Annotated in this window: 16 protein-coding genes; 12 read left to right on the top strand and 4 right to left on the bottom strand. The window is 71.5% G+C overall.

Going from position 1 to position 25,150, the window contains the following annotated elements:
• Positions 1-8: 8 nt before the first annotated feature.
• From HNQ70_RS07880 to HNQ70_RS07855, 6 genes are all read left to right on the top strand, one after another.
• Entirely contained in the window at positions 9-4,211 is a 4,203-nt protein-coding gene (locus tag HNQ70_RS07880; protein ID WP_484573260.1) for a YhdP family protein, read from the top strand.
• A 34-nt stretch (positions 4,212-4,245) separates the two neighbouring features.
• Complete coding sequence (locus HNQ70_RS07875; protein ID WP_183966065.1) at positions 4,246-5,082, top strand: carbon-nitrogen hydrolase family protein; 837 nt, start codon at positions 4,246-4,248, stop codon at positions 5,080-5,082.
• A 92-nt stretch (positions 5,083-5,174) separates the two neighbouring features.
• Entirely contained in the window at positions 5,175-6,635 is a 1,461-nt protein-coding gene (gene tldD / locus HNQ70_RS07870) for a metalloprotease TldD (protein ID WP_183966063.1), read from the top strand.
• Positions 6,636-6,700: 65 nt separating this feature from the next.
• Positions 6,701-10,516 (top strand): DUF748 domain-containing protein, encoded by a 3,816-nt coding sequence (locus HNQ70_RS07865; protein ID WP_183966061.1) that lies wholly within the window; start codon positions 6,701-6,703, stop codon positions 10,514-10,516.
• 249 nt (positions 10,517-10,765) lie between these two features.
• A complete protein-coding gene (gene aroG / locus HNQ70_RS07860; RefSeq protein WP_183966059.1) occupies positions 10,766-11,830 on the top strand; it encodes a 3-deoxy-7-phosphoheptulonate synthase AroG in 1,065 nt (354 codons plus the stop codon).
• Between the two features lie 121 nt (positions 11,831-11,951).
• Complete coding sequence (locus tag HNQ70_RS07855) at positions 11,952-12,572, top strand: cyclic nucleotide-binding domain-containing protein (protein WP_183966057.1); 621 nt, start codon at positions 11,952-11,954, stop codon at positions 12,570-12,572.
• 217 nt (positions 12,573-12,789) lie between these two features.
• Here HNQ70_RS07855 and HNQ70_RS07850 read toward each other — a convergent pair whose 3' ends face one another.
• Positions 12,790-13,356 carry a cob(I)yrinic acid a,c-diamide adenosyltransferase gene (locus HNQ70_RS07850; protein ID WP_183966055.1) on the bottom strand — a complete coding sequence of 189 codons (567 nt, stop codon included), beginning with the start codon at positions 13,354-13,356 and terminating at the stop codon, positions 12,790-12,792.
• Between the two features lie 538 nt (positions 13,357-13,894).
• Here HNQ70_RS07850 and HNQ70_RS07845 point away from each other — a divergent pair.
• The 5 genes from HNQ70_RS07845 (at position 13,895) to alkB (ending at position 21,993) form a co-directional block, all read left to right on the top strand.
• The gene (locus tag HNQ70_RS07845; RefSeq protein WP_183966053.1) at positions 13,895-15,259 is read left to right on the top strand and encodes a tetratricopeptide repeat protein; all 1,365 of its coding nucleotides are present in this window, start codon (positions 13,895-13,897) and stop codon (positions 15,257-15,259) included.
• An 808-nt stretch (positions 15,260-16,067) separates the two neighbouring features.
• A complete protein-coding gene (locus HNQ70_RS07840; protein ID WP_183966051.1) occupies positions 16,068-18,587 on the top strand; it encodes a Tex family protein in 2,520 nt (839 codons plus the stop codon).
• Positions 18,588-18,603: 16 nt separating this feature from the next.
• On the top strand, positions 18,604-19,032 hold the full coding sequence (locus HNQ70_RS07835; protein ID WP_183966049.1) for a DUF2946 family protein: 429 nt from the start codon (positions 18,604-18,606) through the stop codon (positions 19,030-19,032).
• Positions 19,033-19,185: 153 nt separating this feature from the next.
• Entirely contained in the window at positions 19,186-21,327 is a 2,142-nt protein-coding gene (locus HNQ70_RS07830) for a TonB-dependent receptor (protein ID WP_246434838.1), read from the top strand.
• Between the two features lie 15 nt (positions 21,328-21,342).
• Positions 21,343-21,993 carry a DNA oxidative demethylase AlkB gene (gene alkB / locus HNQ70_RS07825; protein ID WP_183966045.1) on the top strand — a complete coding sequence of 217 codons (651 nt, stop codon included), beginning with the start codon at positions 21,343-21,345 and terminating at the stop codon, positions 21,991-21,993.
• A gap of 45 nt (positions 21,994-22,038) precedes the next feature.
• On the opposite strand, the gene HNQ70_RS07820 is transcribed toward alkB, so the two are convergent.
• Positions 22,039-23,373: a ferredoxin reductase family protein gene (locus tag HNQ70_RS07820; protein WP_183966043.1), complete on the bottom strand. Its 1,335-nt coding sequence runs from the start codon at positions 23,371-23,373 to the stop codon at positions 22,039-22,041.
• Positions 23,374-23,494: 121 nt separating this feature from the next.
• Here HNQ70_RS07820 and gloA point away from each other — a divergent pair, with 121 nt between their 5' ends.
• Positions 23,495-23,887: a lactoylglutathione lyase gene (gene gloA / locus HNQ70_RS07815; RefSeq protein ID WP_183966034.1), complete on the top strand. Its 393-nt coding sequence runs from the start codon at positions 23,495-23,497 to the stop codon at positions 23,885-23,887.
• Between the two features lie 167 nt (positions 23,888-24,054).
• Here gloA and HNQ70_RS07810 read toward each other — a convergent pair whose 3' ends face one another.
• Complete coding sequence (locus HNQ70_RS07810; RefSeq protein WP_183966032.1) at positions 24,055-24,546, bottom strand: hypothetical protein; 492 nt, start codon at positions 24,544-24,546, stop codon at positions 24,055-24,057.
• 11 nt (positions 24,547-24,557) lie between these two features.
• On the bottom strand, positions 24,558-25,097 hold the full coding sequence (locus tag HNQ70_RS07805; protein WP_183966030.1) for a glycoside hydrolase family 108 protein: 540 nt from the start codon (positions 25,095-25,097) through the stop codon (positions 24,558-24,560).
• Positions 25,098-25,150: the final 53 nt, after the last annotated feature.

The following is a 25,150-nucleotide window of genomic DNA, read 5'->3' as shown; positions in this document are numbered from 1 at the left end:
GGGTCGGTGTGCAGAGGGGCCGCGGGCGAGGGCGCCCAGGGCTAAACGGGTATCCTAACGGACGGCAGGCCACTTCCGGGCCGCTCGCCGCGGCGCGCGTTGCGGCGCGGTCCCTCCCGATCCCGGCGTTCGTGTCTTCATCGTTTCGCGCCCCTTCCCGTGTTCCGCCGCTGCGGCGGATGCTCCTGTACACGCTGCTGCTGGCGCTGTTCGTCGCCGGCATGGCCTATCTCGGCCTGCGGCACTACCTCTGGCCGCGGCTGGACGGCTGGCGGCCGGCGATCGAAGCCCGCTTGAGCGCTGCCGCTGGGCGGCCGGTGTCGATCGGGCGCATCGACACCGGCTTCGACGGGCTGCTGCCCCGCCTGACGATTGAGCGCCTGCGGATCGAGCACGACGACGGCAGCGCCGCCCTCGAAGCCGGCCGCGTCACCGCGTTGATCTCGCCCCGCTCGCTGTTCGCTCGCGCGCCTCGGCTCGCGCTGCTCGAACTCGATTCGGCTTCGGTCCGCATCGAACGGATCGCTCCCGGACGGTTTCGCGTCGCAGGGATCGACCTCTCGCCGGACGACGCCGGCGACGGCGGTGCGTTCGGGCTGCTCGCCGGGCAGCGCAGGATATCGGTGCGAGGCGCAGCGATCGACTGGCGCGACCAGGTGCTCGGGACGCGCGAGCGCGTGGAGGGCGTCGATGCATCGATCGGCAGCGTGGGCCGTCGACATCGGGTGAGCCTGGCGGCGGCGGCGCGTCCCGGCGCATGGGAGGGGCTCAGCTTCGCTGCCGAGATCTACCGCGCTCCGGGCAGGGCGATCGCCGACTGGCGGCGCTGGCATGGCGAGTCCTATCTCGAGCTGTCGTCGGCGGACGCGGCTGCGGCGGCACGCCTGCTGCCGGCGGGTGCGCTCGCGATGGTCCGCGGTCGCGGGGATCTCAAGGCATGGATGGAGTTCGACGCGGGCCGGGCGATCCGGCTCGACCTGAAGACTTCGCTCGAGGACCTGGAATGGCTGCTGCCGGAGGGCAGGCTGCGGCTGGCGGCACTGGAGGCGGAGCTGGTCGCGCGCGCAGCGGGCGATGACCATGAGCTGGCCATCCAGCAACTGCGCCTCGTCGACCCGGCGGGCCTCGCCTTCGCGTCGATGGGGGAGCAGCGCCTGCGGCTGGACCGCGCCGGCACGCCGGTGGCCGGGCGTCTCGCGGTGACGCCCTTCGAGGCGGCGGATGCGCTGGCCTTTGCGCGCGGCCTGCCGCTCGACCCCGTCGTGCTGGCGCGTCTGAGGGCGCTCACGGCGTCTGGCCGAGTGGCGTCCGCCAGTGGCGAATGGGACCGTGCCGCAGGACTGAAGTTCTCCTCTGCGGTCGATTTCGAAGGGCTGTCGCTGCGCTACACGCCGGGTGCGGGCTCGCCGGACGAGGCGCTGCCCTGGTTCGCCAACCTGTCCGGGCAGGCGCGCATCACGCAGTCGGGCGGCGAGTTGCGCCTTCGCGCGGCCGACGCCACGCTCGGCTTTCCGGGGATCTTCGAGGATCCCGAGATTGCGCTGGCCGCGGTCTCGGGGCAGGCCTCATGGACGGTGGGCGCCGCGCCGGCTGAAGGCGAAGCGCGCTCGGAAGCACCCGTTGCTGGCGGTGCACCCGGTGCTCCCGTTGCTCCCGGCGCCGCCAGCGCTCCCGCTGCTCCCGCTGCTCCCGGCGCTGCTGCCGGCGCTGCTGCCGGCGCTGCCGCCGCGCTGCCGCCGATCGAGGTGAGGGTCGACGCGCTGCGCTTCGAGAACCGGGATGCCGCCGGCGTGGTCGGCGGGCGCTGGCGCAACGGCGGCAAGGGCGCCGGCGTGGTCGACATCGAGGGCCGGCTCGACCGCGCGCGCGCCGACCGGGCGGTGCGCTACCTGCCACGGGAGATCCCCGCCGAGGTTCGCGACTGGGTGGGCGCCGCAGTGGTCGGCGGCCGTTCCGACGACGTGCGCTTCCGCCTGAAGGGCGATCTCGAGCGCTTTCCGTTCGAGCGTCCCGCAGACGGCGAGTTCTCGGTCGAGGCCCGGCTGGCGGGCGCCACGCTGCGCTATGCGCCGGGCTGGCCGGCGATCGAGGATTTCGAGGGGCGGTTGCTGTTCGAGCGCAACGGAATGAGGGTGGACATGCGCTCGGGCCGTGTGTTCGGCGTCGCTCTGACCGAGACCCGGGCAGTGATCCAGGACTTCGGGACGCCGCTGCTGGTGGTCGAGGGCGCGGGCGAGGGTCCTGCCACGGAGATGATCCGTTTCGTCAACGAGAGCCCGCTGGCCACGCGGATCGACGACTTCACGCGGGACGTGGGCGCCACCGGCCGCGCGCGCCTGAAGCTGCGGCTGGACCTGCCGCTGGAGGACCTCGACGGCACCCGGGTCGCGGGCAGCGTGCAGTTCCTTGGCAACGAGCTGGCCCTCGACGACACGCTGCCGGTGTTCTCCGGCGTGACCGGGGCGCTCGAATTCACCGAGCGTGGCCTGGCGCTGCGCGACCTGTCGGCGACCTTCCTGGGCGGGCCGCTGCGGGTGTCGGGCGAGACTCCGGAGCCGGGGCGCTTCGCGATCCGCGGAGAAGGGCGGATCGGCGCCGCGGGGATGCGCCTGGTCGCGGACACCCCGCTGACCCGCGCGCTGTCGGGCGAGACCGGCTACCGCGTTGTCGTCGACGTGGCGCGGCGTGCCGCCACGGTGTCGATGGAGTCCGACCTGATGGGGATCGCTTCGTCGCTGCCTGCGCCGCTGGGGAAGGCTGCCGGGGAGCCGATGCGGCTGCGCGTCGAAACGCGGCCGCAGCCGCCCGTCGACCCGCAGGCGCGGCCGTCGGCCGACACGATCCATGCCGAACTCGGCGAGAGCCTTCGGTTGGTGCTCGAGCGCGAGCGGGATCCGGCGACCGAGCGGCTGCTGGTGCGGCGCGGCGCGCTGGCGCTGGGCGCGGAGCCGGCGCTGCCCGCCTCCGGCCTGGCCGTCCACCTGCGGGCGCCGGAGGTCGACCTGGACGCATGGAGTCCTGTGTTCGCCGCAGCCGGGCTCGGCAGCTCCGGCGAGGCGCCGCGCCAGGGCTTCGCGCAGGGCTTCGCGCTGCTGCCGGGAGCCGTGTCGGTGGTTGCCGGCCGGGTCAGGGTCGCCGGACGAACGTTCAACGACGTCACCCTCGGCGCTTCGCGCTCCGGCGACTTCTGGCGCGCGAACATCGGCGCCCGCGAGGCGCAGGGCTACTTCAGCTGGCGCGCGGCCGCGGCCGGTCAGCGCATGGGCATGCTGACGGCCCGCCTCACGCGGCTCGAGATCGTGCGTTCCAGGGCCAGCGAGGTCGAGTCGCTGCTCGACGCCTCGCCGGCCGAACTGCCCGCCCTGGACATCGTCGCCGACGAGTTCGTGCTGTTCGACCGCCGGCTCGGCTCGCTGTCGCTGCGCGCCACCAACAGCCCGGGCGCCGCGCGCCCCGCCTGGAAGCTCGAGCGGCTCAGAATCGAACATCCCTCAGCGGTTCTCAGCGCCACCGGCGGCTGGGCGCCGGTCGGGTTCGGAAAGGGACGCGCAACCCGCCTCGACTTCGAACTCGACCTCAAGGATTCGGGTCGTCTGCTGGCGCTGTTCGGCATCGAGGACGCGGTCCGCGGCGGGGCCGGGCGCATCGCCGGCGACCTGCACTGGAGCGGTTCGCCGCTCGCACTCGACTATGCGACACTCGGCGGCACGATGGCGCTGGCGATCGGCAAGGGTCAGTTCCTCAAGACAGATCCGGGCATCGCCAAGCTGATCGGCGTGCTCAACCTCCAGTCGCTGCCGCGCCGGCTGGCGCTCGACTTCCGAGACGTCTTCGCCGAGGGCTTCGCCTTCGACGAAATCGGCGGCGGCGTCGGGATCTCGGCCGGCGTCGCCCGCACCGAGGATCTGGTCATGCGCGGGGTGCAGGCGCGCGTGAACATCCACGGCAGCGCCGACCTCGAGGAGGAAACGCAGGCGCTGGAGGTCGAGGTGAGGCCCGAACTCAACGCGGGGCTTGCGTCGCTGGCCTACGGCGCGATGGTCAACCCGGTGATCGGCCTCGGGTCTTTCGTGGCGCAGATGGCGCTGCGCGGGCCGATCCAGCAGATCTTCAGCTACGAGTACGAGATCACCGGCCCCTGGGCCGACCCCAAGGTCGTCGAGAAGCGCCGGCGGGTGGAGCCCGCGCCGCTTCCGGCCACGGGCCCGTGATCCCGCACTCCCCAGGAAACAGGAAGCCCAAGCGATGACGACACCCGAAGCACCCGCCGCGGCGGTCCTCCAGTCCCTGCCGGTGGCGGCGATCCAGATGGTGTCGTCCACCGATCCGGAGGCGAACCTCGAGCACGCGGGCCGGCTGATCGCCCAGGCCGCCGCGGGCGGCGCGAGCATGGTCGTGCTGCCCGAGTACTTCTGCCTGCTCGGGCGCAAGGACACCGACAAGGTGGCGCTGCGCGAGCCGGACGGCGACGGACCGCTGCAGTCCTTCCTGTCCGCCCAGGCGGCCGAGCATGGCATCTGGCTGGTGGGCGGCACGGTGCCGCTGGCCTGCGCGCGGCCATCGCGGGTCCGCAACGCCTGCCTGGTCTACGGCCCGGACGGCCGGCGGCGGGCGCGCTACGACAAGATCCACCTGTTCGGCCTGTCGCGCGGCGACGAGCGCTTCGACGAATCCGCGACGATCGAGGCCGGCCGCACGCCGGTGGTCTTCGACGCCGGGCCCTGGCGCGTCGGCCTGTCCGTCTGCTACGACCTGCGCTTCCCGGAGCTCTACCGGCGCCTGCTGCCGGTGGACCTGATCGTGGTGCCGTCCGCGTTCACCTACACCACCGGCAGCGCCCACTGGGAGATCCTGCTGCGCGCGCGGGCGATCGAGAACCAGTGCTACGTGCTCGCGCCCGCGCAGGGCGGGCTGCACGAGAACGGCCGGCGCACCTGGGGGCACTCGATGCTGGTCGACCCCTGGGGCGAGGTGCTCGCGGTGCAGGCCGAGGGCGAGGGCGTGGTGGCCGGGCTGCTCGATCGCCGGCGCATCGACGAGGCCAGGCGCAGCCTGCCGGCGCTGCGGCACCGGCTGCTCTGACCGGCGCTGCCTTTGCGTCTGGGGCATCATTGGACGGATACGGCCGGTCCGCGCGACCCGCGGGCCGGCAATCAACATCGAGCGGAGCGCACATGAACATCGTCGACAACGGAATCGATCGCCTGGCAGTCGCCCGGCGCCTGCTGCTGGAGCCTGCCGGGCTGCACGAGGGCGACCTTTCGCGCGCGCTGGCCGAGGTCTTCGAGCATCGGGTCGACTATGCCGACCTCTACTTCCAGTACACGCGCAGCGAGGGCTGGAGCCTCGAGGAAGGCATCGTCAAGTCGGGCAGTTTCTCGATCGACCAGGGCGTCGGCGTGCGGGCCGTGGCGGGCGAGAAGACCGCGTTCGCCTATTCGGACGAGATCAACGCCGGTGCGCTGATGTCGGCGGCGCGTGCCACCCGCACCATCGCGCGCGCCGGGGCGGGGCGCACCCGGGTGGCAGGCACGATGACTCCGGGCGCGGGCCGTTCGCTGTACCCGGCGGACGACCCGATCGCCCGGATGGACGCCGAAGCGAAGGTTGCGCTGCTCGAGAAGGTCGAGCGCATGGCGCGCGGCCGCGACCCGCGCATCGCGCAGGTGATGGCCGGGCTGGCGGCCGAGTGGGACGTGGTGCTGGTGGCGCGTTCCGATGGCGTGCTGGCCGCGGACGTGCGCCCGCTGGTGCGCCTGTCGGTGAGCGTGATCGCCGAGGCCGACGGCCGCCGCGAGCAGGGCAATGGCGGCGGCGGCGGACGCTTCGACCTGAGCTACTTCGACGACGAGATCATCGAGCGCTACGTGCGCGATGCGGTCGATGCGGCGCTGGTCAACCTCGAGTCGCGGCCCGTGCCGGCCGGGACGATGACCGTGGTGCTCGGCCCCGGCTGGCCGGGCGTGCTGCTGCACGAGGCGATCGGCCACGGGCTGGAGGGCGACTTCAACCGCAAGGGCTCGTCGGCCTTCGCCGGCCGGCTGGGCCAGCGAGTGGCGGCGAAGGGCGTCACGGTGGTCGACGACGGCACGATCCCGGATCGCCGCGGCTCGCTCAACGTCGACGACGAGGGCAATGCCACCCAGCGCAACGTGCTGATCGAGGACGGCATCCTGAAGGGCTATCTGCAGGACTCGCTGAACGCCAGGCTCATGAAGGTGCCGGTCACCGGCAACGGCCGCCGCGAGTCCTTCGCCCACCTGCCGATGCCGCGGATGACCAACACCTTCATGCTCGGCGGCGACCGCGATCCGCGCGAAATCGTCGCGTCCCTGGACCGTGGGTTGTACGCGGTGAACTTCGGCGGTGGCCAGGTCGACATCACCAACGGCAAGTTCGTGTTCTCCGCGTCCGAGGCCTACTGGGTGGAGAAGGGGCGGATCCAGTATCCGGTCAAGGGCGCTACGATCATCGGCAACGGTCCCGACGCCCTCACACGGGTCACGATGATCGGCAACGACATGCGGCTGGATTCCGGCGTTGGTGTCTGCGGAAAGGACGGTCAAAGCGTTCCGGTGGGCGTGGGGCAGCCCACGCTGCGCATCGAAGGCCTCACGGTGGGCGGCACCGCCTGACCGGGTGAACCCGTGCCGTCGCCGGTGACGCGGCGCCGGGCCGGGCGCAAACGAGGAGGGCAGGGATGATTCGGCACTGGAAGAAGCTGCTCGCCTGGACGGTCGGGGCCGTGGCGCTGTTCGCCGCGCTCGGTTTCCTGGCGGTGCCGCCGCTGGCCCGCAGCCAGCTCGAAAAGCTGCTGGCCGAGCAGCTCCAGCGCCCGGTGCGCGTCGAGCGGGTGGAGTTCAATCCCTTCACGCTGAAGGCAGCCATCGAAGGCGTGTCGGTCGGCGGGCGCGCGCCGACGGACCCGCAGTTCGCCGCGCTGCGGCGGATCGATGCCGACCTGGCCTGGCGCTCGGTGATCGAGCGGGCTCCGGTGGTCGAGCGGCTGACGATCAGCGGCCCGCAGCTGCGGCTCGCGCGCGAGACCGAGGGGCACTACGACATCGACGACCTGATCGAGAAGTGGTCCGCCGAGCCGGACGAGCCCCCGGATCCGCAGCCGCCGCGCTTCGCGCTGGCCAACATCGTGATCGAGGACGGGCGCATCGAGTTCGAGGACAAGGTCCTGCCGCGCACGCACGAGGTCACCGGCTTCGCGCTCCAGATTCCCTTCGTTTCCAGCCTCGAGATCCACCAGCAGATCGACGTCGTGCCGAAACTGGTCGCGACGATCAACGGCGCAGCGCTCGACCTCACCGGCCGCAGCCGGCCGTTCTCCGCCACTCACGAGTCCGCGCTCGACCTGGAGATCGCGCCGGTCGACCTCGCGCAGTACGTGGGCTACCTGCCGGCGGGGCTGCCGGTGAAGCCCGTGGCCGGCGTGCTCTCCGGCGAGCTGAAGGTGGAGTTCGTCCAGCCCCAGGCGCAGGGCCCGGCGGTCGCGGTGACCGGCGTGCTGAAGCTCGCCGGCCTGCGCGTGCAGGACCCGGCCGGCGCGCCGCTGCTGTCGGTCGATGCGCTCGATGCGCAGGGGCTGAAGCTGGAGCCGCTGGCGGGCGCGTACGCCATCGAGCGGCTGTCCATCGACGGCCCCACGGCGACCGTGCACCGGCTGCGCGACCAGGCGCGCTTCTTCGACCGGGTGCTCGCGGCGCTCGAGAAGCGGGCCAACGCACCGAAGGGCGCAACGGTCGCAACGGTCGCAGCGAAGGACGAAGCCGCCGCATCGAAGGACGCGGCCGCGCCCGGGAGCGAAGCCGCGCCATCGAAGGACGCAGCAGCGCCCGGGAGCGAAGCCGCCGCATCGAAGGACGCAGCCGCGACAGCGAAGGCGCCGCGCTGGTCGATCGCCGAGCTCAGCCTGTCCGGCGGCAGGCTCGATTTTCTCGACGAGCGCTTCGACCCGCGCCCGCTGGCGCTCAAGGCGGCCGGGCTGAGCGCCCGCGTCACCGGGCTCGGCAGCGACGCATCGGCGGCCGTCCCCTACACGCTGGCCTTCGATCTCGACACCGGCGAGCGCATCGAGACCGAGGGCAGCCTGACGCTGGAGCCGCTGGTGGTGGAGGGCAAGGCCGCTGCCTCGTCGCTGTCGCTGAAGAACTGGTGGTGGATCGCCGAGCCGCAGCTGCAGGCCAACCTGCTCGACGGCCGGCTGTCGGCGCAGTCCGGCTACCGCTTCGCCGCGGCCGGCCCGCGGGCGGGCCTGACGCTTGGCGGGCTCGCGGCGCAGCTGGAGTCCCTGAAGCTGGCGCAGCGCTGGGACCGGCGCGAGTTCCTGCGCATCGATTCGCTGAAGCTCGCCGATACCTCGCTCGATCTCGGCGCCCGCCGGGTGGAGATCGGCAGTGTCGTAGGCGACGCCGGCCGGCTGGCCCTGAGCAGGGATCGCAAGGGGGTGATGAACCTCGAGCGTCTGCTCGGCCCGGCCGACGAGGCCCCGCCGCGCAAGGCTGCGGCAACGCCGGCGCCGACGCCGGCATCGCAGGAACCGGGCTGGACGGTCGGTCTGGGCAAGCTGTCGATGCAGCGCTGGAACGCCTCGCTCACCGACGCGCTGGCCGGCCGGGACGGCGACCTGCAGCTGTCGCAGCTGAGCCTGGCAGCACAGGGCTTCGACACCGCACGCAAGGAGCGCGGCAAGGTCTCGCTGAAGACTCGGGTGGGCAAGGCCGGCTCGCTGGCCGTCTCGGGCGACCTCGGACTGAGTCCGCTGGGCGGGCGCCTGCGGGTCGATGCAGACCGGATCGGCGTGCTTCCCGCCCAGCCCTGGTTCACCGAGTTCGTCAACGTGGTGGTGTCCTCCGGGGCGCTGAGCGCGAAGGGCAACCTGGGCTTCGACGTGCCCGCGAAGGGGCCGGTGCGCGCGACATGGCGCGGCGACGCGACGCTCAGCGATTTCGCTGCGGTGACCAAGGAAGCGAACGAGGACCTGCTGCGCTGGAAGTCGCTGCGCGCCGCAACGGTGGATTTCGTGCTCGAGCCGCTGAAGGTGGACGTCGGCGAGCTGGCGCTGTCGGGCTTCTATTCGAGGATCGTGTTGTCGCCCGAGGGGCGGCTGAACCTGCAGAACGTGCTGGTGAGCAGCGCGGATGCGGCCAGGGACGACGCGCAGGCAGTCCGGGAAGCCAAGGGCAAGGCCGGGCCGGCCGGCGGTGCGGCGGCGCAGGCCGGGGACGGGACGGTCAAGGCCTGGGACGAACCGGTTCAGGCAGGGGACCGGAATGCGAAGCCCGCGCCCATCGCGGTGCCTTCCCCGCCGCCTTCCGCGCCGCTGCCAGTGCGCCTTGGGAAGATCACGCTCGAGGACGGCAGTGTCTACTTCTCCGACAATTTCATCAGGCCCAACTACTCGGCCAGCCTCACCGAACTCGCCGGCTCGGTGAGCACCATCACGCCGGACACCGCGGGCGACGTGCAACTGCGCGGCAAGGTCGAGAAGACCGGGTCGCTGGAGATCGACGGCAGCCTCAATCCGCTGGCGCCCACCCTCTTCCTCGACCTGAAGGCGCGCGCCCGGGACATCGACCTGCCGCCGACCACGCCGTATTCCGTCAAGTACCTGGGCTATGGCATCGAGAAGGGCAAGCTTTCTGCAACGGTCCACTACAAGCTCGAAGACCGCCGCCTGCAGGCCGAGAACAACGTGGTGCTGGACCAGCTCACCTTCGGCGAGAAGGTGGACAGCCCGACGGCCACCAAGCTGCCGGTGCTGTTCGCGGTGGCGCTGCTGAAGGACCGCAACGGCGTGATCGACGTCGACATGCCGGTCGGCGGCTCGCTCGATGACCCCCAGTTCAGCATCGGCGGCCTGGTGGTGCGGATGATCTTCAACCTGATCGGCAAGGTCATCACCGCGCCCTTCTCGATGCTCGCCAAGCTCGGCGGCGGGTCGGCCGATCTTTCCCAGCTCGCCTTCGCTCCCGGCAGCGCCAGGCTGGACCCGGGCACCGTCGAGCGGCTGCAGACTCTGGCCAAGGCACTCGGCGATCGGCCTGCCTTGCGGGTCGACCTCGCCGGGCGCGCCGATCCGCAGGGCGATCGCGAGGCGCTGATGAGACAGGCGCTGCAGCGGCTGGTCAAGGCCGAGAAGGCGCGCGAGCTCGTGCGTGGCGGGGACCCCGCGCCCGCGCTCGACGAGATCGTGCTGTCGGCCGAGGAATACCCGCGCTTCCTGATGCAGGCCTACCGCCTCGGCGACTTCGAGAAGCCGCGCAACGCGATCGGTCTGGTCAAGGACCAGCCGGTCGACGAGATGGAGCGGCGGCTGCTCGAGCAGGTCAGGCTCGACGAGGGAGCGCTGCGGGCGCTGGCCGGCCAGCGCGCGCAGGCAGCACGCGCCTGGCTGGTGGCCAACGGCGTCGGCGCGGATCGGCTGTTCGTGGTCGCACCGAGGCTGGACCGCAAGGGCCTCGACGAAAAGGCGAGTGGCGCCGCGGTGGACCTGTCGCTCAAGTGAGCGCGAAGCCGTCCTGTTGCAGCGCAACGCCAATTTGCGGTGCTTTGCGCGCTGGCGTAAACTGCATCGCACCATGAGTCGCGGCCTCCCGTTTCCCCGTTTTTATTTTTGGCTTTCCTGCCAGCGGTGGGACGAGTCGGGAGCGCGCGCGTAGCAAGCACAGCAGGATCCGAATCCGAACAAACCGCCGGCCTGACCCCCGGCGGTTTTTCGTTGGCGGGTCCCGAAGGCAAGACACTGGAGAATCCGATGCGACTGACCACCGACGACGTCCGAATCCGCGAGATCAAGGAGCTTGCTCCGCCCTCGCACCTGCTGCGCGAGCTTCCCGTCAGCGAGAAGGCCTCGGAGATCACCTTCGAGTCGCGGCAGGCGACCCACCGCATCCTGCACGGGATGGACGACCGGCTGCTGGTGGTGATCGGCCCCTGCTCGATCCACGACACCAAGGCCGCGATGGAGTATGCGGGCCGGCTCGCCGAGCAGCGCGAGCGGCTCAAGGACGACCTCGAGATCGTGATGCGCGTCTACTTCGAGAAGCCGCGGACCACCGTCGGCTGGAAGGGGCTCATCAACGACCCCGATCTCGACAACAGCTTCCAGATCAACAAGGGCCTGCGCACCGCGCGCCAGCTGCTGCTGGCGATCAACGAGCTGGGGCTGCCCGCGGGCACCGAGTTCCTGGACATGATTACCCCGCAGTACATCGCCGACCTCATCTCCTGGGGCGCCATCGGTGCGCGGACCACCGAGTCGCAGGTCCATCGCGAACTCGCCTCGGGGCTGTCCTGCCCGGTCGGCTTCAAGAACGGCACCGACGGCAACCTGCGGATCGCATTCGACGCGATCAAGGCCGCGTCGCAGCCGCATCATTTCCTGTCGGTGACCAAGGGCGGGCATTCCGCGATCGTGTCCACCAACGGGAACGAGGATTGCCACGTGATCCTGCGCGGCGGCAAGGCGCCCAACTACGATGCCGAATCGGTCGAGGCGGCCTGCAAGGCGGCGGCGGAGGCGGCGCTGGCCTGCCGCCTGATGGTCGACGCCAGCCACGGCAACAGCCAGAAGAAGCCCGAGAACCAGGTGCCGGTGCTCGCCGAGGTCGGCCGCCAGGTGGCGGCGGGCGACATGCGTCTGTTCGGCGTGATGGTCGAGAGCCATCTCGTCGCGGGCCGCCAGGACCTGGTCGCCGGCCGCGAGCTGGTCTACGGGCAGAGCGTCACCGACGGCTGCATCGGCTGGGAAGAGAGCATCGCGGTGCTCGACGGCCTGGCGCAGGCAGTTCGCCAGCGGCGCATCGCAGCCCAGGAATGAGCCGGCGCGGCCTTCCATCCCTCCGGGCGGCCGCCTGTCGGGAAAGGGCGACGTCCTTCGGCGCGCGGGCGGCGCTGGTCGCAGGCCGTGCTATACACGGGCGGTGATGGAGGAATACCCGATGGAGTCCCAACAGGTGGCCACCCAGTCGCCCGACACTAGCGCACCGCGCGCAACGTCCGAGTCCGCTGTCCGCGCGCAGGCGGCGAAGCAGACGCCGCATGAGCGTCTGCTCAGCATGGGCATGCGCCCCGTGGGCCGAGCGAGCGAGTTCTCCGACGAGATCCACGCGCTGATGGCGCGCACTCCGCTCTTCTCGGGGCTGGACATCGACGAGACCCGCAAGCTCGGCGCCTTCATGTACGTCTACGAGGCGCCCGCCGGAATCACGTTGATCACCGAGGGCGAAACCGGTGACTTCATGATGCTGCTGATGACCGGGATGATCGACGTCCTGCGGCGCAATCGCTACAACTACCCGTCGCGGATCGCAGTCGCGCATGCCGGCCACGCGCTGGGCGAGATGTCGATGTTCGATGGCGAGCCGCGCTTCGCTTCCTGCGTCACGCTCGAGTATTCGCGCATCGCGGTGCTCACCCGCGACGCGCTGATGCTGGTCCTCACTGATGAGCCCAAGCTCGGCAACAAGATCCTGCTGAAGCTCGTGCAACTGCTTTCGGACCGGCTGCGGCAGACCAGCGCCAAGCTGGTCTCCTACCTCGAGGCAGCGCGCGAGGCCTAAGGGTTGCCCCCGGGTTGACGCGGTTTCCCCTCGGAACGTACTCTGTCGTCGATGGAGAGGGTTCCACCGCGCTGGCGCGGCAGGTTCCCCGGGTGAGAGGAGACAATCCGTGCAGTACCGCAACGCCGCGCGCCTTCGGGTCCGCGGCGTTGATCATTCAGGGCCGCCGGCGCTGCCGCGCGTCGGCGCCGCGATCGCCGGTTCCCGTCTTCGATCCCTATTCCGCCTTCGGCGCCTTGTTCCGGCCCTGCTGCCAGAGCACGTCGGCACCACCCGCCGAGCGGTTGAGCACGCGCGCCAGTACGAACAGCAGGTCGGAGAGGCGGTTGACGTACTGACGGCACGCCGGGCGAACCGGTTCATTCGCACCGAGGGCGACGATCGCGCGCTCAGCGCGCCGGGCCACGGTGCGCGCCACGTGCGCGATGGCTGCAGGCCGCGAACCGCCGGGCAGGATGAACTCCTGCAGGCGCGGCAGGGCGGCGTTGAAGTGCGCGAGCAGATCGTCGAGCCGCGTGACCTGGCTGTCGTCGACGTTCTCGTAGCCCGGGATGCACAGCTCGCCGCCGAGGTCGAAGAGGTCGTGCTGGATGTCCAGCAGGGCCTCGCGGATTTCGTCGGGCAGCGCTTCGGCGAGCAGCACGCCGATCTGCGAGTTGAGCTCGTCGACGTCGCCCAGCGCAGCGATGCGCAGGCTGTCCTTCGAGGTCCGGGTGCCGTCGCCGAGGCCGGTGGTGCCATCGTCGCCGGTGCGGGTGGCGATCTGGGAGAGTCTGTTGCCCATGTCGTGCGTCCTTTGGTTGCGGGCAGTTTACGTGAGCGGGCGGCGTCGCGTCAGGCTGGCGCGGCGCGTCAGGCGCTCCTCGTTGCTGTGGGGCGGTCGGAAGGGCGAGGGCGCGTCGTCTTAGGGGATGTCGGCGTCGTTCGCGCCCGGCGACTCAGCGATCCGGCGATCCGGCGATCCGGCGATCCGGCGATCCGGCGACTTAGTGATCCGGCGATCGCAGGCCGGTCTTCCTCCGCAGTCCACCGCCGTTTCCGGCGAAGGTGCGATGGGCGGCGTCCTGGCGCTTGCTCGTGCGCAGCCGAGCACCGCAGGGCACCCCCGCGCAGCAGGGGCAAGCACCAGCACGCGCCAGGACGCCGCTCATCGCGCCTTCGCCCGCTCGATGTCGGGTCTCGACGCGTCCGGACTAAACCATCTCGACCGACCCCGCGTGACTTGAAGCCCGCTGCCCACGGGCATAGCATGGGCCTGTCCTGCGCACTCGATGCCGGCGCTGCGGTTGGCGAGCGCTGCGCGGGAAGGAAAGGGGGATGCCATGGCGACACCACTTCCCAGGCATGAGGATCCGCGCGGCGATCCGGTCGCTTGCTCGCGGTCTTCGGCAATCGAGCCCTGCGAGCGGGGGCTCTGGCGGCTGGTTTCCTTCGTCGGCGATCCGCTGGCGGATTTCGATGCCGCATTGGCGCTCGATCCCGACTGCGCGATGGCGCACCTGGCGCGTGCCGACGCCCACCTGCTGCTCGCCGAACGCGCCAGCCTTCCCGCGGTACGCGAATCCCTCGCCTCGGCGGCCGCACTGCTGCCCCGGGCAGGGCCGCGAGAGCATCGCCACCATGCGGCAGCCAGCCTCGCGGCTGCCGGGCGCTGGAGCGACGCGCGCCTGGCGTGGGAGGCATTGCTGGTCGAGCATCCGCGCGACCTGCTCGCGCTTTTCTGCGCCCACATGACCGACTTCTATTGCGGTGACGCCTCCAATCTGTGCCTGAGAGTGGCGCGCGTGATGCCGCACTGGGACGCATCGGTGAGCGGATGGTCCTACGTGCTGGGCATGCATGCCTTCGGGCTCGAGGAGTGCCACCGCTACGAAGAGGCAGAGTCCGCGGGCCGCGCGGCGCTGGCGCTTCAGCCACGCGACCCCTGGGCGGTCCATGCGGTGGCGCACGTGATGGAGATGGAGGGCCGGCACGAGGAGGGCGTGGACTGGCTGCGCGCACGCGAGCCGGACTGGGCGCCGAACAACGGCCTCGCGTATCACAACTGGTGGCATCTGGCGCTGTTCCACCTCGAGGACCTCGACACCGACGCTGCGCTGGCGATCTACGACAAACATCTCCCGGTCCTGCTCGGCGAACTGGTGCTGCAACGGGTCGACCAGACGGCGCTGCTCTGGCGGCTCAAGCTGATGGGCTGCGAGGTCGGCGACCGCTGGGAGGCGGTGGCCGACGGCTGGGAGGCCGGGCTGGAGCAGGAGGCTGGCTTCTATGCCTTCAACGATGCCCACGCGGCGCTGGCCTTCATCGCCACCGGGCGCGACGCGCCGCTGGCGCGCTTGCGCGAGGCGATGGCGGCGCAGGGCAGGCGTACCGGGCGCAGCGCAGGCGACCTGCCCGCGATGCAGCGCGAGGTCGGGCTGCCGCTGGTCGACGCCCTAGTCGACCAGCGCGACGGCAGGCATCGCAAGGCCGCCTGGGAGCTGTTCCTGCTGCGCGACCGCGCGCCGCGCTTCGGCGGCAGCCATGCACAGCGCGACCTGATCTCGCAAACGCTGCTGGCCTGCGCGGTGGGCAGCGGCGACGCGGGGCTGGCCACGCACATGGCGCAGGAGCGGCTGGCATCGAAGCCGGGCACGCCGCTGACGGGGTACTGGATGGGGGCGGCGCGCAGCGCGGGGGTGCACTAGCTTTCGCGTCGCGTCGCGTCGCGTCGCGTCAGGCGTCCCCTCTGCGCAGGATGGCTGTGGCGGTCGGCCCTGCGGGCCGACTTCCCTGCGCTGCTCGCCTTGGGCTGGCGCGGCGGAACTCCCTGCGCGCCCTTCGGGCGCTACGGTCGGACAGCCGCCGCGAGTCAGAGGAACGAGGCGCGCTGCGCGCGCCCAGCCCAATGCTGCGCTGCTCGGCGCCGCAGACATCCTGCGCAGAGGGGACGCCTGCCGCTCCTCGTTGCAGCGGGGCGGTCGGGATGACGGAGGTCGTGTCGTGTTGACGGGTGTCGCCGCAGGGGCGCCCTTCGTGACGGTGGCTCAGTGAGCCGGCGATCCGGCGATCCGGCGATCGCCGGCGTGTTTTCCTCCGCAGTCCACCGCCGTGTCGGCGAAGGTGCGATGGGCGGCGAATGGGCGCGCGCGTGTGCGCAGCCGAGAAGCGCAGGGTTTCCGGCCTGCGCGCGCAGCGCGCCTCGTTCATCAAGCTCGCGGCGCCTGTTTGAACGGAGCGCGCAACGCGCGCGCAGTGAGTTCGCCGCGCAGGCCGGAAGCCCGAGCATCGCAGGGTACCCCTGCGAAGCAGGGGCCAGCACCCGCACGCGCCCATTCGCCGCCCATCGCGCCTTCGCCCGCTCCAGCCGGCGAACGGACAGCAACACGGACAGCAGGCGCCGGGCGCATCCCGCCCCTCCGGTTTGCCCCCCGGCGCGACTTGCGGCATCCTTTCCGGCCTTTCGTCCCCGCTCCAGATCCGCGCCCGACCCCGGACGCTCCCGACCGAGTCCAGATGCTCCCCCCGATCGAACACCGCATTGCCGCAGAGCTTTCCGCTCGTCCCGAACAGGTCGAGGCCGCCGTCCGCCTCATCGACGAGGGCGCCACCGTGCCCTTCATCGCGCGCTACCGGAAGGAAGCCACCGGCGGGCTGGACGACACTCAGCTGCGCCTTCTGGACGAGCGGCTGGGCTATCTGCGCGAGCTCGAGCAGCGCCGCGCGGCGGTGCTCGAGTCGATCGAGTCGCAGGGCAAGCTCACTGACGAGCTGCGCGCGGCGATCGGCGAGGCCGACACCAAGCAGCGCCTCGAGGACCTCTACGCGCCCTACAAGCCCAAGCGGCGCACCAAGGCGATGATCGCCCGCGAAGCGGGCCTCGAGCCGCTCGCCGACGCGCTGCTGGCCGACCCGACCCTGGTGCCCGAAGAGGAGGCGGCGAAGTACCTGAAGCCCGCATTCACCGGACCCGACGGCGACAATCCCGGGGTGGCGGACGCCAAGGCTGCGCTGGAGGGCGCGCGCCACATCCTGATCGAGCGCTTCGCCGAGGATGCGGAGCTGGTCGGAAGGCTGCGCGAGCACCTGCTGGAGCATGCGCAGATCGTGTCCACGCTGGACGAGTCGGCGGCGACCCCCGACGCGGCCGGGCGCGTGCCCCAGGGGCCGGCGAGCGAGCGCGGCGCCAAGTTCGCTGACTACTTCGACCATCGCGAGCCGATCGCAGCCATTCCCTCGCACCGGGCGCTGGCGCTGCTGCGCGGACGCCGGGAGCAGGTGCTGCGCGTGGCGCTGAAGCTGCCCGAGGAGCTCACCGATCCGCCGGGGCGGCCGGAGGCCTGCGAGGCGATGATCGCGGCGCGCTTCGGCATCGTCGATCGCGGCCGTCCGGCGGACGCCTGGCTCGCGCACACGGTGCGCTGGACCTGGTCGGTGAAGCTGGGCTGGCAGCTCGAGAGCGAGCTGGTCGCGCAGATGCGCGAGCGCGCCGAGGAGGAGGCGATCCGCGTCTTCGCGAGCAACCTGCATGACCTGCTGCTGGCGGCGCCCGCCGGGCCGCGCCCGACGCTCGGGCTGGACCCCGGACTGCGCACCGGCGTCAAGGTGGCGGTGATCGACGCCACCGGCAAGCTGGTGGCCACCTCGACGCTGTACCCGCACGTGCCGCGCAACGACTGGGACGGCAGCATCGCGGCGCTGGCGAAGCTGGCCAGGGCGCACAGCGTGGAGCTGGTGGCGATCGGCAACGGCACCGCCTCGCGCGAGACCGACAAGCTGGTGGCCGAGCTGATCCAGCGGCATCCGGAGCTTGGCCTGACCAAGGCCGTGGTCAGCGAGGCAGGCGCCTCCGTTTATTCGGCCTCGGAGGCGGCTGCGCGCGAGTTCCCCGAGCTCGACGTCAGCCTTCGCGGCGCGGTGTCGATCGCGCGGCGGCTGCAGGATCCGCTGGCCGAGCTGGTGAAGATCGACCCCAAGTCGATCGGCGTTGGCCAGTACCAGCACGACGTCTCGCAGACCCGCCTGGCGCGCGCGCTGGACGCGGTCGTCGAGGACTGCGTGAACGCGGTGGGGGTGGACGTCAACACCGCCAGCGCGGCGCTGCTGTCGCGCATCTCCGGGCTCACGCGCGCGCTGGCCGAGAACATCGTCCGCCATCGCGACCAGCATGGGCGCTTCCCCAACCGCAAGGCGCTGCTCGAGGTGGCCAGGCTCGGCGAGAAGGCCTTCGAGCAGGCCGCCGGCTTCCTGCGCATCGACGGCGGCGATCAGCCGCTGGACGCATCGGCGGTGCACCCCGAGGCCTATCCGGTGGTCGAGCGCATCCTCGCCGACCTGAAGCTGGAGCTGCGCGAGGCGCTCGGCGGAGGCGAGGCACTGCGCCAGGCGCGCCCGGAGCGCTACGTCGACGAGCGCTTCGGCCTGCCGACGGTGCGCGACATCCTGCGTGAGCTCGAGAAGCCGGGGCGCGATCCGCGGCCGGAGTTCCGCACCGCGCAGTTCCGCGACGGCGTCGAAGACCTGAAGGATCTCGAACCGGGCATGGTGCTCGAGGGGCAGATCACCAACGTGACCGCCTTCGGAGCGTTCGTCGATGTCGGCGTTCACCAGGACGGGCTGGTCCACATCTCGGCGATGAGCCGCAAATTCATCAAGGATGCGCGCGAGGTGGTCAAGGCGGGCGACCTGGTTCGCGTGAAGGTGCTGGAGGTGGACCTCAAGCGCAGGCGCGTGGCGCTGACGATGCGGCTGGAGGACGAGCCCGGTGCGGCGCGCGCCGGCCGCCCCGCTGAGGATGGCCGCCAGGGCCAGGCGCGCGGTGGGGATGGGCGTCATGCCCAAGGGCGTGGCGGGGACGGCGGCCAGGGTCAAAGGCGTGGCGGGGACGGGCGCCAGGGCCAAGGGCGTGAAGGGGACGGGCGGGCTCGTCAGGGTGCCGGCGAACGGTCCGGTGCACCCGCCCGCGGGTCGGGCCGCCAGGCGCCGCAGGGCGGGGCGCTGGCAGACGCGCTGGCCAAGGCGCTGGCGCGCGACTGAAGCTCGGCACACGCGCATGAACCGGAAGCGCACGCATCTCAGGGCGCGCGGCCTCGCCGCGCTGCTCGCGCTGCTGCTTTCGGTCCAGGCGATCGCCTGGGTCTCGCACGCCGTCGAGCATGGCGGCTGGCTCGTCGGCACATCCGGCACATCCGGCACATCCGGCACATCCGGCACATCCGGCACATCCGGCACATCCGGCACATCCGGCGAAGCGCGGCAGGCCGCGTCCGCCGGGAGCCGCGGCGACGCGCACCTCCACGGCGGGCCCTTCGCGCGCTGTGGCGCATGTGACGCGCTGGCCCAGCTGCACGGCGCGGCGCTGCCCGCCCGGATCGGGCTGGCGCCGGTGCGCGCGGCCCTGTCGGAGCTCCCCGAACCCGGTGCCATCGAGGCGCACAGGATTCTTGCCCGGGCGACCGCCCGGGGGCCGCCGCTCGGCTGACGGAACGCAGTCCCTGAGCCCCGCCGCCGCGGGCGCGATCCAGCGCCCGCGGCGACGTGCTTCCGTCCAGAAATCCCGCGGCCCGCCGGGCCGCCAGGTGAGATCCATATGTCAATTCCTTCCCGACGGACGCGCCGGCTGGCGCTCGCCGTCATGGCTGCACCGATTGTCCTTTCTGCAACCGCCGTCCTGGCGGCGCCTCCCGTTCCGGTGCAGGGCGGCGCGCCGGCGCCCGCTTCGGCCTCCATTGCGACCACCCCGTCGGCCACCGCGCCCGCACCCGCCGCCCTGCGCGAGGTCGTCGTCACCGCCAACCCGCTGGGCAGCGGGCTGTTCGAGATGGTCCAGCCTGCCGACGTGCTTGCCGGTCCGGCGCTGGACGCCCGGCGTGCATCCAGTCTCGGCGAGACCCTGGCCGGCGAGCTCGGCGTCTCGTCGACCGGCTTCGGACCCAACGCCAGCCGCCCGGTGATCCGGGGGCTCGACGGCGACCGGATCCGGCTGATGCGCAACGGCGCGGTGGCGCTCGACGCCTCGTCCGTCTCCTTCGACCATGCCACGGCGATCGAACCTCTGGTCGCCGAGCGGATCGAAATCGTGCGCGGGCCCGCGGCGCTGCTCTATGGCGGCAGCGCGATCGGTGGCGTGGTCAACGCGATCGACAACCGGATCCCGGTCGAACCCATTGAGGGCGTGGGCGGGCGCGCCGAGCTGCGCTACGGCGGCGCAGAGCGCGAGCGCGCGGGCGTCGCGGTGATCGAGGGCGGTGATGGCCGCGTCGCCTGGCACGCGGATGCCTGGCGGCGAGAGACCGACGACCTGCGCATCCCGGGCTTCGTCCGCTCGGCGCGCCAGCGCGAGATCGACGCAGCGGTCGCTCCGGGAGCGGAGCAACCCCGCGGCCGTGTTCCGAACACCTCGAGCAGCAGCAGGGGAGCTGCGCTGGGCCTGTCGCGGACCTGGGCCGACGGCCATGCGGGCATCTCCGTCGGCAGCCTGCGCTCCGAATACGGCACGCCCGCCGAGGAGGACGTCGGGATCCGCCTGCGCCAGGACACCATCGACCTGTCGGCCGAGGCGCGCGGTCTCGCCGGCTTCGTCAGGACCCTGAAGCTGCGCGCGAACCACACCGACTATCGCCACGACGAGTTCGAGCGCGAGGACGGCGCGGTGGGCGCCACCTTTCGCAACCGCGGCCAGGAATTCCGGGTCGAGGCGCTGCACGCGGACCTGGGGCCCTTCAAGGGTGCGTTCGGCGTGCAGCACGGCCGCTCGAAGTTCTCCGCGCTGGGCGACGAGGCCTACCTGCCCAGGACCACGAGCGACAGCACCGCGGTCTTCGTCTACGAGGAGCTCGCGCGCGAGCGCTGGAAGCTGAGCCTGGGCGCCCGTGCCGAGCGCGCGCAGGTGAAGTCGGCCGGCGACGCGCCTGATGCGGCCGGCCCGCGCTTCGGCGACGCGGCCTCGCGCAGCTTCACCGCGCGCAGCCTCTCCGCCGGCGGCCTGTACGCCTTCACCCCGTCGCTGTCGCTGGCGGCCAACGCCTCGTACACCGAGCGGGCGCCGACCCACTACGAGCTCTTCTCGAACGGCCCTCACGCCGCCACCGGCACCTGGGAGATCGGCGACCCGTCGGCGGCCAGGGAGCGTTCGGCCTCTCTGGACCTGGGCCTGCGCCACCGCTCGGGGCCCAACCTGGTGAGCCTCGGAATCTGGCAGACGCACTTCCGGAACTACTTGCAGCTCGAGGGCACCGGCCGGCTGCGCGGCGAGGACGGCTCGATCGAGGATCCGGCGACGCCGGGCTTCACCGGCACCGGCGCGGATGCGGCGCTGCCCGAGTACGTGTACCGGCAGGTGCCTGCCACCTTCCGCGGCGTGGAGCTGCTGGTGCGCCGCAGGCTGGTCGAGGCCGCCGGAATCCTGGACCTGGAGCTGAAGGCGGACCGCATCTCCGCGCACGACCGCGACACCGGCGAGCCGCTGCCGAGGATCGCGCCGATACGCTGGGGCGCGGCGCTGGTCTACCGCGAGGGGCCGCTGCTGCTGCGCGCGGACCTCACGCGAGTATCCTCGCAGCGCCGGGTCTCGGGCGAAGAACTGCCCACCGACGGCTACACCCTGCTGGGCGCCTATGCCAACTGGCGGATCGGCGAGGGCCGCGTCGTGTGGGACCTTTTCGCGCGGGCGAGCAACCTGCTGAACGAGGAGGCGCGCAACCACACCAGCCTGCTCAAGGACATCGCGCCGATGGGCGGACGCCGGCTGATGGTGGGGATGCGGGTGACCTACTGAGCCGAGGAATCACCGATGACGGCGGACCTCTTCGATTCCCTTCCGCTGGCCGGCGGCCGCGAGCCCCTCGGCGCAGCGTCCTTCGTGCTGCGCGGGTTCGCGCTGCCGCGGGTGCCCGGTCTGCTGGCCGCGCTCGAGGAAATCACGCGCCGCGCGCCCTTCAGGCACATGGCCACGCCCGGCGGCTTCACGATGTCGGTGGCGCTGACCAACTGCGGCGCGCTTGGCTGGACCTCGGACCGGCGGGGCTATCGCTACACCCCGGAAGATCCCGACACCGGCCAGCCCTGGCCGTCGATGCCCGCGGTCTTCCTCGAGCTTGCCCGCGAGGCCGCCGCGCAGGCCGGTTTCGCGGGCTTCGTCCCGGACGCCTGCCTGGTGAACCGCTATCTGCCCGGCACGCGCCTGAGCCTGCACCAGGACCGCAATGAGCGCGATTTTTCCGCGCCCATCGTGTCGGTTTCGCTAGGCCTGCCGGCGGTGTTCCTGTTCGGCGGCGACGCCCGCACCGACCGCGCGGCGCGGGTGCCGCTGTTCCACGGCGACGTGGCGGTCTGGGGCGGAATCGACCGCCTGCGCTTTCACGGGGTGCTGCCGCTCAAGCCCGGCGAGCATCCGCTGCTGGGCGCGCGGCGGATCAACCTGACCTTCCGCAAGGCGGGATAGCGCGCTCGCCTTCCCGGCGCTCGGCCCCTCGACGCGGCAGCGCCTTCAGCGCATCTCGAACAGTTCCTGGTGGAAGTCGTCCGGCGATAGCCCCGCGGCGACGAAGTCCCGGCGCAGCGCTTCGCCGAATCCCGCCGGTCCGCAGAACCAGACGCTGGCCTCGCGCCACTGTGGCACCGCCGCACGGATGCGTTCGGCGTCGAGCCGGCCGTCGCGCTTGTCGACCAGCAGGTGCAGACGGACGTCCGCCGCGCGCGCGTCAGCGCTCAGCTTGTCGATGGCGGCTTGCGAAAAGTCGGCGGTCGGGTGGAAGAGATCGATCGCCTGCGAGCCGGGCGTGCGCGCGATCTGCTTCATCCGCGCCACGAAGGGAGTGATGCCGATGCCGGCGCCGATCCAGATCTGGCGGGGCTTTTCGTCGCGGAAGTCGAAGCGGCCGTAGGGGCCTTCGATGAGCACCGGCATGCCCGCCGTGAGGCGCTCATGGAGCCGTGCGGTGTGGTCGCCGAGCGCCTTGGTGATGAAGACGATCCGGGGGTCGGCCGGATCCCAGGCGGACGCGATCGTATAGGGGTGCGCCCCCTCGGCCTTGCGGCTGGTGACGAAGGCGAACTGACCGGCCGCGTGGCCGGCCCAGCCGCTGTCGACCCGGATGGCGGTCTCCAGCACCCTGAGCTCCGGATACCAGTTCAGCGACTCGATTCTTCCCGAGGCCCGGCGCCCGGCGCCGATGCGGCGCGTGAGTGCGACCACTGCCGCCGCCGTGCCGCAGGCAAGTGCGGCAGCCACCAGCCAGCCCACCGGCTGGCTCCAGTAGTCGAATTGGGTCAGCACCACCGTGTGGAAGGCGAGCACCAGGTAGGGCACTGAAATCCAGCGGTGCAGCCAGGCGAACACATGGTAGGGAATGCGCCGGACCAGCGCCACGACGATCAGCGCCGCAACCGCGTAGAAGGCCCATTCGCCCATCGTCTCGGCCAGCCCGCGCTGGCCGCGCAGCCATTGCTCGATCGCGCCGAGCTCCACGGTGCCGGCGCCCTTGCGTTCCGGACGGACCAGCCAGCCCCAGCCGACCATCCATTTGGTGCCCTGCGCCCACCACCAGTGGAGCACTGCAAGCACCAGCGCGGCGATGCCCAGCCACTTGTGCAGCCGGTACATCTTGTCGAGGCCGTCCAGCGGGGGTTCCAGGCGCCGGGGGCGCACCGCCAGGACCATCGCGACGCTCATCGCGACGATCGCCAGGACGCCGGTGAGCTGGACGAAGGGGGTCCGGAAGGAGAACCACCCGACCGGCGGCATCGGCAGCGAATCGGCTGCGAACCAGAGCGCAGTGGGCAGCAGCAGGATGGCCCAGAGGGCGATTCGGATCTTCTTCATCGGCGGCGCAGGCAGGGCGCAGCGCGACGCGCCGCGAGACGGGGGAGAATACGCCTTCAAGCGACCACCGGGCCCCGTCCGGTGCCCGGCGTGCGCGCCACCGGATTCAGGAAAAGCTCACATGCGACTGCTCCACACAATGCTGCGGGTCGGCGACCTCGACCGCTCTCTGGCCTTCTACACCGAGGTGCTCGGAATGCGCCTGCTGCGGCGGCACGATTACCCGGACGGCAAGTTCACGCTGGCCTTCGTCGGCTACCAGGACGAGAAGGACGGCGCGGCGCTCGAGCTCACCTACAACTGGGGCGTCGACCGCTACGAGCTCGGCACCGCCTATGGGCACATCGCGCTCGAGGTTCCCGATGCGGGGAAGGCCTGCGACGAGATCCGCGCGCGCGGCGGCAAGGTGGTCCGCGAGGCCGGCCCGATGAAGCATGGCACCACGGTCATCGCCTTCGTTGAAGATCCTGACGGCTACAAGATCGAATTAATCCAAACAGGATCAAGGGGTTAACCGAATGGCCGCCAATTTGGCCGCCAGTGTTGGTTGAATACGACTACCCGAAGGCTTCAACCTGCGCTATCGGCTCCAGCCATAACCAGGGCCGCCCTGGCAGGTTCCCGCGCTGGAATTGATCCCGCCCCAGCGCGCCGCGTGGCTTTCGCGGTCATGAAGGCGGGTTATCGCTGCATGCGCTCGATCAAGGTCTGCTTCTGGGCGCTGCCGCGGCTGGAGCCCAGCCAGTAGGCCACGGCCGTGCCAAAGGCGCCGATGAGCTGGCCGGCGATCAGGTACACCACCTCGCGGTTCTCGGGCGGCGTGGGCAGCGCGAACAGGCCAGCCACCAGCAGCGCGACCATCGCGGCCAGCGTCAGGGTCAGCACCCAGGGCATCCAGTGGTCGCGGTGCGTGGCGCGCGCGTGCTGGCGGTCCTGCAGGTAGGCCGCGTCCATCGCCAGCTCGTGGTCCATCACCGCGCGCCGAAACTCCAGCGCCAGCTTGGCGTCGAACTGCAGCGCCTCCACCGCCTCGGGGCCGGGCTTGCCAGTCACGGCCTGCGCGATGTCCACCACCTGGCGGGCGGCCTGCTCAGCCTTGTCGCTGCCGGACACCCAGCGGATGATCTGGGGGGCGAATTGGGCCAAGCCCATGGCCAGCGAAATCGGGTCCATGCTGTCTCCTTTCATGCCACGCGGTGCAGCAGCCAGCCGTGCACAAACGCCTCTTGGCTGGGCCGGCCCTCGGCCAGCTCGATGTAGCGCACGCCCTGCTGGGCGTTGAGCGCGCGCAGCAGCACGACATGGCCGTCCTTGCCGCGGGCGCCCAGGTAGGCGCGCAGCGCGGCGAGGGTCATGCGCCCGATTGCGCCGTCCACCACGATGTCGAGGTAGTGCTTCCCTTCCTGGTTCAGCACGTTCAGGGCGCGCTGCAGGAACCGGGCGGCCACGCCGGTGCCCATGTTCACGCCGGTGTCCAGCAGCTCCTCGGCCACGGCCGCGCTCAGGTCGTTGACCTGGTGGAACCGCGGGGCCTCCCAGTAGCGCTCCAGGTAGATGGCCTTGGCCTCCGAGCGCGGTAAGTCCTGCATGCGGCCGTGGTAGCCGTAGGCCCGGGCCACCTGCTCGGTGATGCCCCAGGTGGTGGGGCCGCCGCGATCGGCCGGGTGGTCCACGTAGCCGCCCTCGCGCGCGATCAGGGCCTCGATGTACTGGTCAACCTTCATGGGCGTCCTTTCAGATGCGCCCATTCTTCAGTTGCCCGGCACAGCGGCCGGAC

This window comes from Quisquiliibacterium transsilvanicum, assembly GCF_014202215.1.
GTDB lineage: Bacteria > Pseudomonadota > Gammaproteobacteria > Burkholderiales > Burkholderiaceae_E > Quisquiliibacterium > Quisquiliibacterium transsilvanicum.
This window is presented reverse-complemented; position numbering and strand designations above follow the sequence as displayed.